Source organism: Flavobacterium solisilvae (assembly GCF_012911605.1).
Classification (GTDB): domain Bacteria; phylum Bacteroidota; class Bacteroidia; order Flavobacteriales; family Flavobacteriaceae; genus Flavobacterium; species Flavobacterium solisilvae.
Window position 1 is genome coordinate 95,125 of the sequence record NZ_JAAMPT010000205.1, and the last position, 14,549, is coordinate 109,673.

The following is a 14,549-nucleotide window of genomic DNA, read 5'->3' on the forward strand; positions in this document are numbered from 1 at the left end:
TTAAATTATAAACTAATGAAAAACACTTTATTGTTCTTGTTAGTATTGTTTTCTGCAAATGTTTTTGGGCAAGAAGAGCTTGAAGAAGTTAAAGTAAAAACAACACAAAAAGGACTAAAAAAATCACTAAAAGGTACAGCCAATACAACATTGGTTACCAGCAAAGAATTACTTAAAGCGGCATGTTGTAATCTTGCCGAAAGCTTTGAAACCAATCCATCAATCGATGTTAATTTTTCTGATGCTTTGACAGGAACGAAGCAAATAAAAATGCTAGGATTAACTTCGCCTTACATTATGATTACGGAAGAAAATGTGCCTTCGGTTCGTGGTGCTTCACAAGCTTTTGGATTGTCGTTTACACCTGGAACTTGGGTTGATAATATTCAAATTACCAAAGGCGCAGGAAGTGTTGTGAACGGTTACGAAAGTATTTCGGGACAAATCAATACCGAATTATTGAAACCAATGAACGATATTCCGTTTTTCTTGAATGCTTATGGTTCAACCGATTCACGTTTCGAATTAAACACACATTTCAATAAAAAGATTAATGACAAATGGGCAACAAGTTTGTTTGTTCACGGAAATGCACGAGTTTCAAAAAACGATATGAACAATGATGGATTTCTAGATAATCCGTTAGGAAAACAAATCAATGTTGCTAATCGTTGGCAATATACTAATTCAGAAACAGGTTGGGTTTCGTTTTTTAATTTCCGATTTATGAAAGATGAAAAACAAACGGGCGAACTTGATTTTGATCCTGATAAACACAAATTAACAACCACTTTTTGGGGTTCTGAGATTAATTCGGAACGCTTTGATTTTACATCAAAAGTAGGTTACGTATGGAAAGAAATGCCGTTTCAAAGTATAGGTTTTCAAAACGCATTTACCAATCACAATCAACAATCGTATTTTGGTTTAAATCAATACGATATCAAGCAGCAAAGTTATTATTCGAACTTGATTTTTAACTCGATTATCGGTAATACGATGCATAAATTTTCTACGGGTTTGAATTTTGTGTACGATAAATATTCAGAATTTGTCAATACATTCGATGTAAGCAGAATTGATAATTCGGTTGGAGCATTCTTTGAATATACGTATGATAACAACGATAAGTTGAGTTATGTTCTTGGCGGGCGAATGGATTATCACAATAGGTTAGGAGCATTTTTCACACCAAGATTTCATCTAAAATATAACGCTTTTGAAAATTCAGTCTTTAGAATTTCAGCCGGAAGAGGAAAACGTGCTGCGAATATTTTTGCAGAAAATCAAAATCTTTTTGCCAGTTCAAGAACCATTTCAATTCTTGGTACAAAAGGAGAAGTTTATGGTTTAAGTCCAGAAATTGCATGGAATTATGGTGTAAGTTTTACTCAAAAATTCAAATTGTTTTCAAAAAGTGCTGATGTAACGGTTGATTTTTACCGTACCGATTTTCAAAATCAAGTTGTGGTTGACGTAATGCAAAGTCCACAGGAATTGTTGTTTTATGATTTGCAAGGAAAATCATTTGCCAATAGTTTGCAAGTTGATTTCAATGTGGAACTTATTAAGCATTTGAATGTAAGAACCGCTTATAAATATTTTGATATTTCAACCGATTATTTATCGGGAAGTTATCAAAGACCTTTGCAGGCAAAACATCGTTTTTTTGCTAATTTGGAATATGAAACGCATATCAAAGATAAAGGTCAGCAATGGAAATTTGATTATACATTCAATTGGTTAGGAAAACAGCAATTGCCCAACACAGCAACCAATCCAGAACAAGACAGATTACCTAATTTTTCACCTTCATTTGGCGTGATGAATGCACAAATTACCCGAACATTTTCTAGTACATTCGAAATGTATGTTGGAGGCGAAAATATCGGAAATTATCGTCAAAGCAAAGCGGTTTTGGGTAGCGATAATCCATTTGGACCAAATTTTGATACATCAATTGTGTATGCGCCAGTTTTTGGGCAAATGTATTACGCAGGATTACGATTTAAAATTAAATAATTACAATTTCAATCTCAAAAATTAATTTCAAAAATCAATGACAATATGAAAAATATAATTTTAGGAATGATGTTACTGTTTGTAACACTTTCAACACAAGCACAAGAAAAAAAGAAAAAAAATGCTAAGTACAACATCGAAGTTAATGGCAATTGCGAAATGTGTAAAAAACGAATTGAGCAAGCTGCTTTTTCGGTGAAAGGTGTAAAAAGTGCCGATTGGCATATCGATGACCACATTTTACATTTGATAATCAATGAAGAAAAGTGTTCACCAATTGATGTAAAAAAAGCAATTGCAAAAGTTGGTCACGATACTGATGAAGTAAAAGCAACCGATGAAGATTATGAAAAGCTTCATGGATGTTGTATGTATGAAAGGAAATAATTTTTTATTAATTTTAAAAACTCCTTGAAAGCGTATTTTGAGGAGTTTTTTTAAAGAAATGATGATGTTTAAAAAGATAGTTTTATTGTTTTTAGTTGTATTAGGTAAAAGTTTTGCTCAAAAAACGGTACAAGATCAATCGGTTTGGTTTGCTTATGCAGGTCAATATAAAATAGCTCAAAAATGGGGTTATCATGCCGAAGCACAGTTTCGATTGGATAATGAATTGGAACAAAGTTTGCAAAATTTATATCGAGTTGGAGTAATTTATTATTTGCCAAAAAATCAAAGTATTACAGCTGGATATGCTTTGGTAAAAACATTAAAACCTTCGGTTGATGATTATTTTTCTGAGAACCGAATTTGGCAACAATATCAAATAAATAAAAAATGGCATTCAAATAAAAATACGATGACACATCGTTTTCGATTGGAACAACGTTGGGTTGAACAGCTTGGTTTGGTTGATGATGAAGTGGTAAATCTAGCAACAAATTATCAAAATAGATTACGCTATTTGAATAGAAATTTGTTTCAAATTTTGCCTTTGCATAAAAATGAAAGTGAGATTTATGGTATTTTACAAAGTGAAGTTTTTCTTAATCTTGGCAACAATAAAGTGAACTCAAAATTCTTTGATCAAAACCGATTTTTGGTTGGTTTAGGATTAAATTTTGAGAACAAAACTAGATTTGAATTGGGCTACATGAACCATTTTATTACTTCAAGTTCGTCTAATAATTTGATGCGTCACACTGTATCAGTTTCGTTATTACATAATTTGAATTTTATGAAATAATAAATCCTTAGAATTACGTTAAAGCGTGTAGTTATCCCAAAAAATATCACTACTTTCACGCTCGAATTTTTTACCCTTAAAATTAACATTGATGAGTGAATTTGATTGGATGCAATTGTTAAATCCTGAGTTTTACATAACCATGACAGTTGGTGGTGTAAAAATTGGTTTATGGATTGTATTGTTTATAGTATTTGCCGAAACAGGTCTTTTTGCAGGCTTCTTTTTACCTGGTGATAGTTTACTTTTTTTAGCCGGAATTTACAGCAGAAGTTTAGTTGAGAATTTTGTTTATATAGAAAATGATTTTAGTAATGTGTTTTTACTTTCCACGTTAGTCGCTATATCTGGAATTATCGGAAATATGGTTGGATACTGGTTTGGAAGTAAAAGTGGTTACTATTTGTATAAAAAAGAAGATAGCTTTTGGTTCAAGAAAAAATATTTAATTCAGTCAAAAGATTTCTTCGAAAGATATGGTGGAAAAGCAATTATTTTTGCTCGTTTCCTGCCGGTTTTCAGAACATTTGCACCAATCGTTGCCGGAATTGTTTTTATGGACAAAAAGAAATTTATGTTTTATAACATTTTGAGTTCGTTCCTTTGGGCATTTACCTTGATTTTTGCTGGACACTATTTATATGGTTTGTTCTTAGAAAAATTTGACATCGATTTAAAACATCACATAGAAAAAATCATTATTTTGATTATTTTGATTTCAACTTTCCCTGTAATTATGAAGTTGATAAAGAAACCAAAAGCAACAGAATAATTATAAAATATGAAGCAATAAAAAAATCCGTCACGTTGCAAAACTTGACGGATTTTTTTAGTTGTGCCAAATTGGATTTTGGCTTTTTATTTTTGGAAGTTGTTATTTCAAACTTGTTTCAGAATTACATCATACCTGGCATTCCTCCACCCATTGGCATTCCGGCTGCGTTTTCTTCTTTAATTTCGATTAAAGCACATTCGGTTGTTAAAATCATTCCTGAAACTGAAGCAGCATTTTCTAAAGCTACACGAGTTACTTTTTTAGGATCGATAATTCCAGCTTTTAGCATATCAACATATTCGTCTGTTTTTGCATTGTAACCAAAGTTTTCTTTTCCTTCTGATACTTTTGCAACTACAACAGAACCTTCTAAACCTGCATTTTCAACAATTGTTCTCAATGGAGATTCTACCGCACGAGATACAATTTGAATTCCAGTTGCTTCGTCAGCGTTGTCAGCTTTTATTGAAGTTAATGTAGCTTTTGCTCTTAATAAAGCAACGCCACCACCAGCAACAATTCCTTCTTCAACTGCGGCACGAGTTGCGTGTAGAGCATCGTCAACACGGTCTTTTTTCTCTTTCATTTCTACTTCAGAAGCAGCACCAACATAAAGAACGGCAACTCCGCCAGCTAATTTAGCCAAACGCTCTTGTAGTTTTTCTTTATCATAATCAGAAGTCGTAGTTTCCATCTGACCTTTGATTTGGTTTACTCTGTTTTTAATTAAATCAGCATTTCCAGCACCGTTTACAATGGTAGTATTGTCTTTGTCGATAGCGATTTTTTCTGCTGTTCCAAGCATTTCTAAAGTTGCGTTTTCTAAAGTGTAACCACTTTCTTCTGAAATTACAGTTCCGCCAGTTAAGATAGCGATGTCTTCTAACATTGCTTTTCTTCTGTCACCAAATCCTGGAGCTTTTACAGCAGCAATTTTTAATGCACCACGCAATTTATTTACAACCAATGTTGATAGAGCTTCACCGTCAACATCTTCTGCAATGATTAATAATGGTTTTCCAGATTGTGCCACTGGTTCAAGAACAGGAAGTAACTCTTTTAATGAAGATACTTTTTTGTCGTATAATAGAATGTATGGATTTTCCAATTCAACATTCATTTTTTCAGGATTGGTAACAAAATAAGGAGATAAATAACCTCTGTCAAATTGCATTCCTTCAACAACATCTACATAAGTATCTGTTCCTTTTGCTTCTTCAACTGTGATTACACCTTCTTTTCCAACTTTTCCAAAAGCGGTTGCAATTAAATCACCAATAACTTCGTCGTTATTTGCTGAAATTGAAGCAACTTGTTTTATTTTTTCAGAAGAAGAACCAACTTCTTGTGCTTGTTTTCCAAGGTCAGCAACAATTGCTTCAACGGCTTTGTCAATTCCTCGTTTTAAATCCATTGGATTTGCTCCAGCGGCAACGTTTTTCAATCCTTCTTTTACAATGGCTTGTGCCAAAACGGTTGCAGTTGTTGTTCCGTCTCCAGCTAAATCATTAGTTTTTGACGCTACTTCTTTAACCATTTGCGCACCCATATTTTCTAATGGATCTTTTAATTCTACTTCTTTAGCCACAGAAACACCATCTTTAGTCACTGTTGGTCCGCCAAATGATTTTGAAATAATTACATTTCTTCCTTTTGGTCCAAGAGTTACTTTTACTGCATTTGCTAATGCATCAACACCACGTTTTAATCCGTCACGTGCTTCAATATCGAATTTTATATCTTTTGCCATTTTTTAATTAATTTTTGAATTTAGATTTTTGAATTTAGAATTTTGTGCTTAGAAAATTAAAATTCATTTTCTGAATTCTAATTTCTAAATTCTAACTTTAGATGATTGCAAGAATATCGTCTTCTCTCATGATTAGATAATCTTTTCCATCCAATTTTAAATCGGTTCCAGCATATTTGCCATAAAGAACAGTGTCGCCAACTTTTACTGTCATTGGTTCGTCTTTTTTGCCATTTCCTACAGCAAGAACAGTTCCTTTTTGTGGTTTTTCTTTTGCTGTATCGGGAATGATAATTCCAGAAGCAGTTTGTGTTTCGGCTGCTGCTGGTTCCACAATTACGCGGTCTGAAAGCGGTTTAATGTTTAATGCCATAATGTTTATATTTTATGTTTTATTAAAATTTTATTGTTGCTTTTGATTAGTCAGAAATTGTGCCATTTGGTTAAAACTGACAATTTTTCAGCGAAGATAGACAAAGTTGACAAAATGGTAAGACGAATGTTCTTTAGCCCTTGCTGAAATGGCATCCTTTTTCTTGGAAAGAAAAAGATAGAATGTAAGCAAGGAAAAAGGTTTGCAAAAATCCCCAAGCGATTCGCTCCAAATATTCAAAAAAAAAGTCCCGATTTTGGTCGAGACTTTCTGTATGAATTTATGTAATTCTTATTTTTTTTCTTCAACTGGTTTTGCCGGAGTTGTTGCTGCTGGAGTTTCTGCCGGTTTTGAAGTTGAAATGGATGATTCGTCGATTACTTTTGAACTAGAATCGTTTAATGTTCCAGTAAAACTTAGACTTGATAAAAGGATTAATAGGATTAAAACTCCTGCTAATGTCCATGTACTTTTGTCTAAAAAGTCGGTTGTTTTTTGAACACCACCTAACTGGGTTGAACCACCAAGTGTTGATGAAAGTCCGCCACCTTTTGGGTTTTGAACCATGATAACGATGATTAGTAAAAAACAAACGATTGTGATTAATACTAAAAAGATTGAAAATGTACTCATTACTAATTATTATTTTGTTGTAAAGTCTTTATATCTAAAATTCGGTCTGCAAAGAAACTACTTTTTTCTGGATATTTCAAAATTAATATTTCATAAGCTTGAATTGCTTTGGGATATTTTTTTTGTTCCAAATAAACTCGGGCTAATGTTTCGGTCATTAGATAGGTTGTTTCTTCGGAAAACGGCTTGATTTCTGGTACTGGCGCGTCTTTTGAAACGGTTGGTATTTTTGGATTATTTTCGATGAATTTATCAATTAAATCCAACTTTTTCTTGCGTTCTTCGTCAACAGGATGTGTTTCTTCTTTCTTGATTTCTTCTCTGATGATGGGTTTGAAGCGAGCCAATTGTAACCATTCTTCAAAGGAGTGTTTTTCGTTTTTAGAAAATTCAAGTGGTTTTCCTATTTCTAGTTTTTCGGCAACTTTTTCTTCTTCGGTTGTTGATTCTTTGATGGAAGAACGAATGGATTGTTCTACTAAATTGGTGGTTGAAGAATGATTTTGCACGACAACAATTTCGCTTTCTACTACGTTGATGTTGAGTAATTCTTCTAATTTCTTTTCGTATAAACCTTTTTGAACCGCCACAAAATCATCGGAAGTGATGAAATCAAACAGCATACTTCTATCGGTTGTATAGGCTGCGGCAACTTTTAGCGCATAATTGTATTTGTAACTATCCTGATTGTACAGATGTTTTAATCGCAAAACGCGCGCACTTTGAAAATAGGGAAATTCTTCTAGAACATTTTCTAGAGTTTCCGCATATCTTTCATTGATAGCTTCGGGTTTGTTGAGTAAAAAAGTATAATCGGTTAGGTTCAAGTTGTTTATTCGTTTATTTGTTTATTCGTTTATTTGGTTATGTGCGTAAAAATTGAATTAACGAATAACCAAATCAACAAATTTTTACCATTTTGCTAATGATTCGTTGAAAATATCTTGTGTAATTCGTTCAAAAATAACATCTAATGAACTCGTTAATTGTGCGCCTGTTAATTGTGTATCTGCTGGAAAATCATCAAAGAATGAAAAACTTTTTTCAAAGTTATCTTCTTCTTTGTTTTTATTGGTAAATCGAACGTTTACAGTAATCGATAAACGGTTTTGTGCTGCTCTAATATCAGCCGTAGCGGTCATTGGTGTAACGCTGTAACGAGTAATTTCGCCTTCATAAACCAAATCACCATTGGAATTAGTCAAATTCAAATTGGTTTGATTTTGAATTAAATCTTGCAAACGCAATGTAAATGTTCTTTCAATTCCGGGTTCAACCAAGTCGGCATTATTTTGAAAATAATTCACTTGAAAAGTTTTGGCATTGATAGGTTGAGCACCAGTGAAATTGTAAACACCACAACCATTTAGTGCAAAAGCAACCAATAAAACCAATATGTATTTTGTAAATTTCATTTGTTATTTTTCAAAAGTCAAATATAATAGCTTTTATAAATCAAATTGCTTAATTTTTCGATAAAGTGTTCTTTCGGAAATTCCCAATTCATCGGCAGCAGCTTTTCGTTTTCCTTTGTGGCGTTCGAGAGATTTCTTTATCAACTCGATTTCTTTTTGTTCCAATTTTAAAACTTCTTCTTCTTCAACGGTTTCAGCCATTAAATAGTTGGCGTTATCATCTTCATCGTCAAATTCTTCTTGATGTGGTTCGTTATGTTTTGGAACAGCATTCAGTCGTGGTTCTTCTTCAAAAACAATCGGACTGTCGGTTGCTGTTGAGCCATATACTTTTTGAATTAAACTTGGATTGATGTCTTGTGTTTTGGCACCGTTTTTCATCAATTCCAAAGTCAATTTTTTTAAATCGTTCAAGTCACTTTTCATATCAAAAAGGACTTTGTACAGAATATCTCTTTCGGTAGCAAAATCACTATCTGATTTTTTTCCGCCAATAACCGAAGGTAAATTGCTTCCTTCCACAGGAAGATAAGATTGTAACGTTGCCAAAGTAACGTCTCGGTTGGTTTCCAAAACTGAAATCTGTTCGGCTACGTTTCGCAACTGACGAATATTTCCGCTCCAACGGTATTTTTGCAAAAATTGAATAGCATCGTCACTCAATTTAATTGGTGGCATTTTGTATTTATGAGCAAAATCGGCGGCAAATTTTCTAAACAATAAATGAATATCGTCTTTTCTGTCGCGCAATGGTGGTAATGGAATATCAACCGTACTCAATCGATAATATAAATCTTCACGGAATTTGCCTTTTTCAATCGCATCAAACATATTCACGTTAGTTGCAGCAACAATGCGAACATTTGTTTTTTGAACCTGTGATGAACCAACTTTAATAAATTCGCCGTTTTCCAATACACGAAGCAAACGAACTTGGGTTGTCAACGGTAGTTCGCCAACTTCATCCAAGAAAATCGTTCCGCCATCGGCAACTTCAAAATAACCTTCACGAGTATTTGTTGCTCCGGTAAAAGCGCCTTTTTCGTGACCAAAAAGTTCACTGTCAATTGTTCCTTCGGGAATTGCACCGCAGTTTACAGCTATGTATTTTCCGTGTTTTCTGTGCGAAAGCGAATGAATAATTCTAGGAATGCTTTCTTTTCCAACACCACTTTCTCCAACAACCAATACCGAAATATCGGTTGGCGCAACCTGAATAGCTTTCTCGATAGCACGATTCAATTTTGGGTCATTCCCAATAATTTCAAACCGCTGTTTTATATTTTGAACTGATTCCATATGTCATTGCGAGGCACGAAGCAATCTCTTTTTGAATTTATTTCAGTATTTATAATCAATTAGTTTGCATTGGACCATACCCAACCGCTTCACCAATCAATGTTGCTGTGGTGCAATCAGTAACTTTTACCAACACAAAATCTCCTTCTTTATAATGTTCTTTTGGGAAAACGGTAACTACATTCTCAGAATTTCTTCCGCTCCAATGTTTGTCTGACTTCTTCGATTCTTTTTCAATCAAAATTTCCACTGTTTGACCTAAGAAACGTTTTGTTCTCTTTTCGCTTAAAATTTGTTGTAAATCAACTACTTCTTGCAAACGTCTTTTCTTCACTTCTTCTGGAACATCATCTTTCATTTTTCTGGCTGCCAAAGTTCCTGGTCGTTCAGAATACGCAAACATATAACCAAAGTCATATTCAACATATTCCATCAAACTCAAAGTATCTTGATGATCTTCTTCAGTTTCTGTTGGGAAACCAGTAATCATATCTTGCGAAATCGAACATTCTGGAATAATACGTTTGATTTTATCCACCAATTCCATATATTCTTCACGCGTATGTTGACGATTCATTTCCTTCAAAATTCTCGTGCTTCCGCTTTGAACCGGTAAGTGAATGTAATTACAAACATTATCATATTTAGCAATTACATGAAGCACTTCTTCATGCATATCCTGCGGATTAGATGTCGAAAAACGAAAACGCATTTTAGGAAAAGCAACAGCACATTGTTCCAATAGTTGAGCAAAATCAGTAGCCGTAGCTTTTTGCATATCGGTAGCTTTATCAAAATCTTTTTTCAAACCGCCGCCATACCAAAGGTAACTGTCCACGTTTTGACCCAAAAGACAAACTTCTTTGAAACCTCTATTCCACAAATCCTGAATTTCTTCTATAATACTTTGCGGTTCACGACTTCGTTCACGTCCGCGAGTAAACGGAACCACACAAAACGTACACATATTATCACAACCACGAGTAATAGAAACAAATGCATTCACGCCGTTACTATTCAAACGAACCGGAGCAATATCGCCATAGGTTTCATCTTTAGAAAGAATAACATTTATGGCATCGCGACCTTCTTCAACTTCTTTCAAAAGATTTGGTAAATCCTTGTAGGCATCAGGACCAACAACCATATCAACGATTTTTTCTTCCTCCAAGAATTGACTTTTCAAGCGTTCCGCCATACAGCCCAAAACACCTACTTTCATCCCTGGATTAATACTGCGTTTCACGGCATTATATTTCTCCAAACGCTTTCTCACCGTCATTTCCGCCTTGTCGCGGATAGAACAAGTATTAACCAAAACCAAATCGGCTTCTTCTAAATTTTGTGTCGTGTTATAACCTTGCTCCGTCAAGATAGAAGCTACAATCTCACTGTCCGAAAAATTCATCGCACAACCATAACTCTCTATAAAAAGCTTTTTTGTATTTTCTTCCTTGTGTTCTAAAACAAGTGATGTACCTTGTTTTTTCTCGTCAATTTCTTTTTCCATAAAATATTCTTCGCTAAATCGGGAAGCAAAGATAATACTAAATTATAAAATATGACAAGATGGCAGAAATGGTTTAACAAAAGTTTTTGAAGCGAACCGTTTTGGCTTTCTTGGAAACCATTTTCCCGCTTTCCGTTTCAATCTGTCATTGCGAGGAACGAAGACACACGAGCGAAGCGAACTGAGCGTAAGCTAATCTCATCTCAATATTTAAAAATGCAATGACAGGATTTCCACTTCAATCGGGGCTAAAAAGTGAATGTCTTTTGTGTTTGTTTTTTAAAAAGATTAATCACCACAAGTTTCATCATATAAATCAACAATAGTGACTAATCCTTTAGTTTTAAATTCTTCTTTATTTATTCTTTCAAGAATTTTAGGACAATCATCGTTAAATATTATCTTGCTGGTTTTAACTATAGAATTGAAATTATTTACAGCTATAGTTAGTCCTGAACTTCCTAAAATCATGTGGAAATAAATAGCGTATTCTGTATTTGGCTTTTTAATGTAGTATTTTGAATATGGTGTGCTTGAAGTTGCTCCAGGCGAAACTCCAACTCCATTACTCCAACCTTCTGAAATGGAATACAAGCTTATTTTACTTTTTTTAATTACTCTAGCCCAAGACTTCTTTTTATCAATATTTAATTTTTCTGAGTTAAATACATTTGGTGTAGCTAATATAATCGTTTCAAAAAAAACAGTGTCATTTTTAGAATTTACAATTTCAAATTTTTTTACGATGTCTATTTCAAATTTTTCAGATTTGGAATTATTATCAATTTTAAATTTAATTTTTTGAGAATAGTATTCGGGTATTTCTATAAAACCTTCTTTTATAGTATCATCATTAAAAGTAATTGTACCTTTATAAAAGGTTGAATATCCTAGTAAAGGGATGAAAAGTAATAAGTAAAATAATTTTTTCATTTATTTATTTTTTTTCGAATATAATAATTTTTAGACAAAGAAAATTCATTGTTAATTTTTTTGTTATAAATTCCATTTCACCGTTAAAAAACAGCAATAAATCGGTAATTTAAAAAAAACAATTACATTTGTCCGCACAAACAATCGGGATATGGCAAAGAATTTAGTTATCGTCGAGTCGCCTGCAAAGGCAAAAACAATCGAGAAATTTTTAGGAAAAGAATACCAAGTAGAATCAAGTTATGGGCATATTGCCGACTTGCCTTCAAAAGAAATAGGAGTAGATGTAGCCAATGGTTTCAAACCAAAATATGAAGTTTCTCCCGATAAAAAAGCACTCGTAAAAAAACTAAAAGACCTTTCAAAATCAGCCGAAATGGTTTGGTTAGCTTCCGATGAAGACCGCGAAGGAGAAGCCATTTCTTGGCACTTAGCGGAAGAACTAAAATTAGACAAAAGCAAAACAAAGCGTATCGTTTTTCACGAAATCACCAAAACCGCTATTCAAAAAGCAATCGAAAATCCTCGTGGAATAGATTACAATCTAGTAAATGCACAACAAGCTCGAAGAGTTTTGGATCGATTGGTAGGTTATGAATTATCGCCAGTTTTGTGGAAAAAAGTAAAAGGCGGACTTTCGGCAGGTCGTGTGCAATCGGTTTCGGTTCGTTTAATAGTAGAACGCGAAAGAGAAATTCAAGATTTCAAAGCCGTTGGTTCTTATGCAGTTTCAGCCGAATTTACTAACGAAGCTGGAAAAATCGTTAAAGCCAAATTACCAAAAAACTTCGCTACTAAAAAAGAAGCCGAAGATTTCCTAAATAAAAGCATCGGAGCAAATTATAAAGTAGCCGATTTAGAAACCAAGCCAACAAAAAAATCGCCGGCAGCACCATTTACAACTTCTACGTTGCAACAAGAAGCAGCGCGTAAATTATATCTTCCAGTAGGAATCACAATGCAGTTGGCACAACGCTTGTACGAAGCCGGATTGATTACATATATGAGAACCGATAGTGTGAATCTTTCTCAAGAAGCAACTGCTGCGGCTCAAGCCGAAATCACAAAATCATATGGTGCAGCATATAGCAAGCCGAGAAGTTTTGTGACCAAAGCAAAAGGCGCACAAGAAGCTCACGAGGCTATTCGTCCAACCGATATGTCTTTGCATACGGTAAATATCGACAGAGATCAAGCTCGTCTGTATGATTTAATTTGGAAAAGAACGTTAGCTTCTCAAATGAGTGATGCAGAATTAGAACGTACTAATGTGAAAATAGAAGCCGATAAACATTCAGAAATTTTTCAAGCAACCGGAGAAGTAATCAAGTTTGAAGGATTTTTAAAAGTATATCTTGAAGGTAACGATGATGACGATGAAGAACAAGAAGGAATGTTACCAGCTTTAAAAATAAATGAAAAATTAGACAATCAATTTATTGTAGCCAAAGAACGTTTTACGCAACCACCAAGCCGTTATACCGAAGCATCGTTGGTTAAGAAATTGGAAGAATTAGGAATTGGTCGTCCGTCAACTTATGCACCAACGATTTCTACAATTATCAATAGAAATTATGTAGAAAAAGGAACATCTGAAGGAAGAGAACGTCAATATGGTCAGTTGACTTTGAAAAATGGTCAGTTGAAAACCGAAGTTCTAAAAGAAAATACGGGTTCCGATAAAGGAAAATTAGTTCCAACCGATATTGGTACCATCGTAAATGACTTTTTGGTCAAAAACTTCGAAGCGATTTTAGATTATAATTTTACTGCTAAAGTAGAACAAGATTTTGATGAAATTGCCGAAGGAAATATCGATTGGGTAAATATGATGCAGGATTTCTACAATAAATTCCATCCAAATGTTCAAGAAGTTGAGAAAAATGCTGACCGCGAAAGTGGCGAACGTATTTTAGGTACTGATCCAAAATCAGGCAAACCAGTTTCGGTTCGTTTAGGAAAATTTGGTCCAATGGCTCAAATTGGTGATGCTGAAGATGATGATAAGCAATTCGCAAGTTTACGTCCGGAGCAAAACATTGGAAACATTAGTTTAGAAGATGCGTTGAATTTATTTTTGTTGCCAAAAAAATTGGGTACATATAAAGGTGAAGAAGTAGAAGTGAACAATGGTCGTTTTGGACCTTATGTTCGTTTCGGCAAACAATTTATTTCGTTACCAAAAGGCGAAGAACCATTAGATGTAACCATGGAACGCGCGCAAGAATTGATTAACGAAAAAGTAAAAGCCGATGCGCCAATTGCTACCTATAAAAATATGGATGTGCAAAAAGGTGTTGGACGTTTTGGACCATTTATTAAATGGAACGGAATGTTTATCAATGTAAATAAAAAGTACAATTTCGATAATCTTTCACAATCGGATGTTGCTGAATTGATTGAAGAAAAATTACAAAAAGACATCGATAAAGTAATTCATAACTGGAGCGAAGAAGGAATTTTGGTTCAAAAAGCACGTTGGGGAAGATCGGAAATTACCAAAGGAAAAATCAAAATCGAATTAAGTAAAGATATTGATGCTGCCGCATTAACATTGGAACAAGTAAAAGAAATGATTGCCAAAAAAACGCCTGAGAAAAAGACCGCAGCAAAAAAAACTACTGCTAAAAAAGCACCAGCAAAAAAGAAATAA

At 34.0% G+C, this 14,549-nt stretch carries 13 protein-coding genes; 5 read left to right on the forward strand and 8 right to left on the reverse strand.

The window, feature by feature from the left end; translation table 11 throughout:
• The first annotated feature begins 15 nt into the window (after nucleotides 1-15).
• The 4 genes from G6042_RS07210 (at nucleotide 16) to G6042_RS07225 (ending at nucleotide 3,980) form a co-directional block, all read left to right on the forward strand.
• Nucleotides 16-2,022 (forward strand): TonB-dependent receptor plug domain-containing protein, encoded by a 2,007-nt coding sequence (locus tag G6042_RS07210; protein ID WP_169523630.1) that lies wholly within the window; start codon nucleotides 16-18, stop codon nucleotides 2,020-2,022.
• Between the two features lie 45 nt (nucleotides 2,023-2,067).
• On the forward strand, nucleotides 2,068-2,409 hold the full coding sequence (locus G6042_RS07215; protein ID WP_169523631.1) for a heavy-metal-associated domain-containing protein: 342 nt from the start codon (nucleotides 2,068-2,070) through the stop codon (nucleotides 2,407-2,409).
• Nucleotides 2,410-2,494: 85 nt separating this feature from the next.
• On the forward strand, nucleotides 2,495-3,208 hold the full coding sequence (locus G6042_RS07220) for a DUF2490 domain-containing protein (RefSeq protein ID WP_169523632.1): 714 nt from the start codon (nucleotides 2,495-2,497) through the stop codon (nucleotides 3,206-3,208).
• A 91-nt stretch (nucleotides 3,209-3,299) separates the two neighbouring features.
• Nucleotides 3,300-3,980, forward strand: coding sequence for a DedA family protein (locus tag G6042_RS07225; protein ID WP_169523633.1), 681 nt, complete (start codon nucleotides 3,300-3,302; stop codon nucleotides 3,978-3,980).
• 124 nt (nucleotides 3,981-4,104) lie between these two features.
• On the opposite strand, the gene groL is transcribed toward G6042_RS07225, so the two are convergent.
• The 8 genes from groL to G6042_RS07265 form a co-directional block, all read right to left on the reverse strand.
• Nucleotides 4,105-5,733: a chaperonin GroEL gene (groL, locus tag G6042_RS07230; RefSeq protein ID WP_169523634.1), complete on the reverse strand. Its 1,629-nt coding sequence runs from the start codon at nucleotides 5,731-5,733 to the stop codon at nucleotides 4,105-4,107.
• Nucleotides 5,734-5,830: 97 nt separating this feature from the next.
• Nucleotides 5,831-6,106 carry a co-chaperone GroES gene (locus tag G6042_RS07235; protein WP_035125548.1) on the reverse strand — a complete coding sequence of 92 codons (276 nt, stop codon included), beginning with the start codon at nucleotides 6,104-6,106 and terminating at the stop codon, nucleotides 5,831-5,833.
• A gap of 291 nt (nucleotides 6,107-6,397) precedes the next feature.
• Nucleotides 6,398-6,739: a preprotein translocase subunit SecG gene (secG, locus tag G6042_RS07240; protein ID WP_169523635.1), complete on the reverse strand. Its 342-nt coding sequence runs from the start codon at nucleotides 6,737-6,739 to the stop codon at nucleotides 6,398-6,400.
• A gap of 2 nt (nucleotides 6,740-6,741) precedes the next feature.
• A complete protein-coding gene (locus G6042_RS07245) occupies nucleotides 6,742-7,566 on the reverse strand; it encodes a tetratricopeptide repeat protein (protein ID WP_169523636.1) in 825 nt (274 codons plus the stop codon).
• Between the two features lie 84 nt (nucleotides 7,567-7,650).
• On the reverse strand, nucleotides 7,651-8,154 hold the full coding sequence (locus tag G6042_RS07250) for an LptE family protein (RefSeq protein ID WP_169523637.1): 504 nt from the start codon (nucleotides 8,152-8,154) through the stop codon (nucleotides 7,651-7,653).
• Between the two features lie 33 nt (nucleotides 8,155-8,187).
• A complete protein-coding gene (locus G6042_RS07255; protein WP_169523638.1) occupies nucleotides 8,188-9,453 on the reverse strand; it encodes a sigma-54 interaction domain-containing protein in 1,266 nt (421 codons plus the stop codon).
• 55 nt (nucleotides 9,454-9,508) lie between these two features.
• On the reverse strand, nucleotides 9,509-10,963 hold the full coding sequence (gene miaB, locus G6042_RS07260) for a tRNA (N6-isopentenyl adenosine(37)-C2)-methylthiotransferase MiaB (RefSeq protein ID WP_169523639.1): 1,455 nt from the start codon (nucleotides 10,961-10,963) through the stop codon (nucleotides 9,509-9,511).
• A gap of 288 nt (nucleotides 10,964-11,251) precedes the next feature.
• Nucleotides 11,252-11,896, reverse strand: coding sequence for a hypothetical protein (locus G6042_RS07265; protein ID WP_169523640.1), 645 nt, complete (start codon nucleotides 11,894-11,896; stop codon nucleotides 11,252-11,254).
• 151 nt (nucleotides 11,897-12,047) lie between these two features.
• Here G6042_RS07265 and topA point away from each other — a divergent pair, with 151 nt between their 5' ends.
• On the forward strand, nucleotides 12,048-14,549 hold the full coding sequence (gene topA, locus G6042_RS07270) for a type I DNA topoisomerase (RefSeq protein ID WP_169523641.1): 2,502 nt from the start codon (nucleotides 12,048-12,050) through the stop codon (nucleotides 14,547-14,549).

What these genes read in the sequence shown, in the direction of transcription:
- G6042_RS07210 (WP_169523630.1), top strand. Translation starts at nt 16, where the DNA reads ATGAAAAACACTTTATTGTTCTTGTTAGTATTGTTTTCTGCAAATGTT.
- G6042_RS07215 (WP_169523631.1), top strand. Translation starts at nt 2,068, where the DNA reads ATGAAAAATATAATTTTAGGAATGATGTTACTGTTTGTAACACTTTCA.
- G6042_RS07225 (WP_169523633.1), top strand. Translation starts at nt 3,300, where the DNA reads ATGAGTGAATTTGATTGGATGCAATTGTTAAATCCTGAGTTTTACATA.
- groL (WP_169523634.1), bottom strand. Translation starts at nt 5,733, where the DNA reads ATGGCAAAAGATATAAAATTCGATATTGAAGCACGTGACGGATTAAAA.
- G6042_RS07235 (WP_035125548.1), bottom strand. Translation starts at nt 6,106, where the DNA reads ATGGCATTAAACATTAAACCGCTTTCAGACCGCGTAATTGTGGAACCA.
- secG (WP_169523635.1), bottom strand. Translation starts at nt 6,739, where the DNA reads ATGAGTACATTTTCAATCTTTTTAGTATTAATCACAATCGTTTGTTTT.
- G6042_RS07250 (WP_169523637.1), bottom strand. Translation starts at nt 8,154, where the DNA reads ATGAAATTTACAAAATACATATTGGTTTTATTGGTTGCTTTTGCACTA.
- G6042_RS07255 (WP_169523638.1), bottom strand. Translation starts at nt 9,453, where the DNA reads ATGGAATCAGTTCAAAATATAAAACAGCGGTTTGAAATTATTGGGAAT.
- miaB (WP_169523639.1), bottom strand. Translation starts at nt 10,963, where the DNA reads ATGGAAAAAGAAATTGACGAGAAAAAACAAGGTACATCACTTGTTTTA.
- G6042_RS07265 (WP_169523640.1), bottom strand. Translation starts at nt 11,896, where the DNA reads ATGAAAAAATTATTTTACTTATTACTTTTCATCCCTTTACTAGGATAT.
- topA (WP_169523641.1), top strand. Translation starts at nt 12,048, where the DNA reads ATGGCAAAGAATTTAGTTATCGTCGAGTCGCCTGCAAAGGCAAAAACA.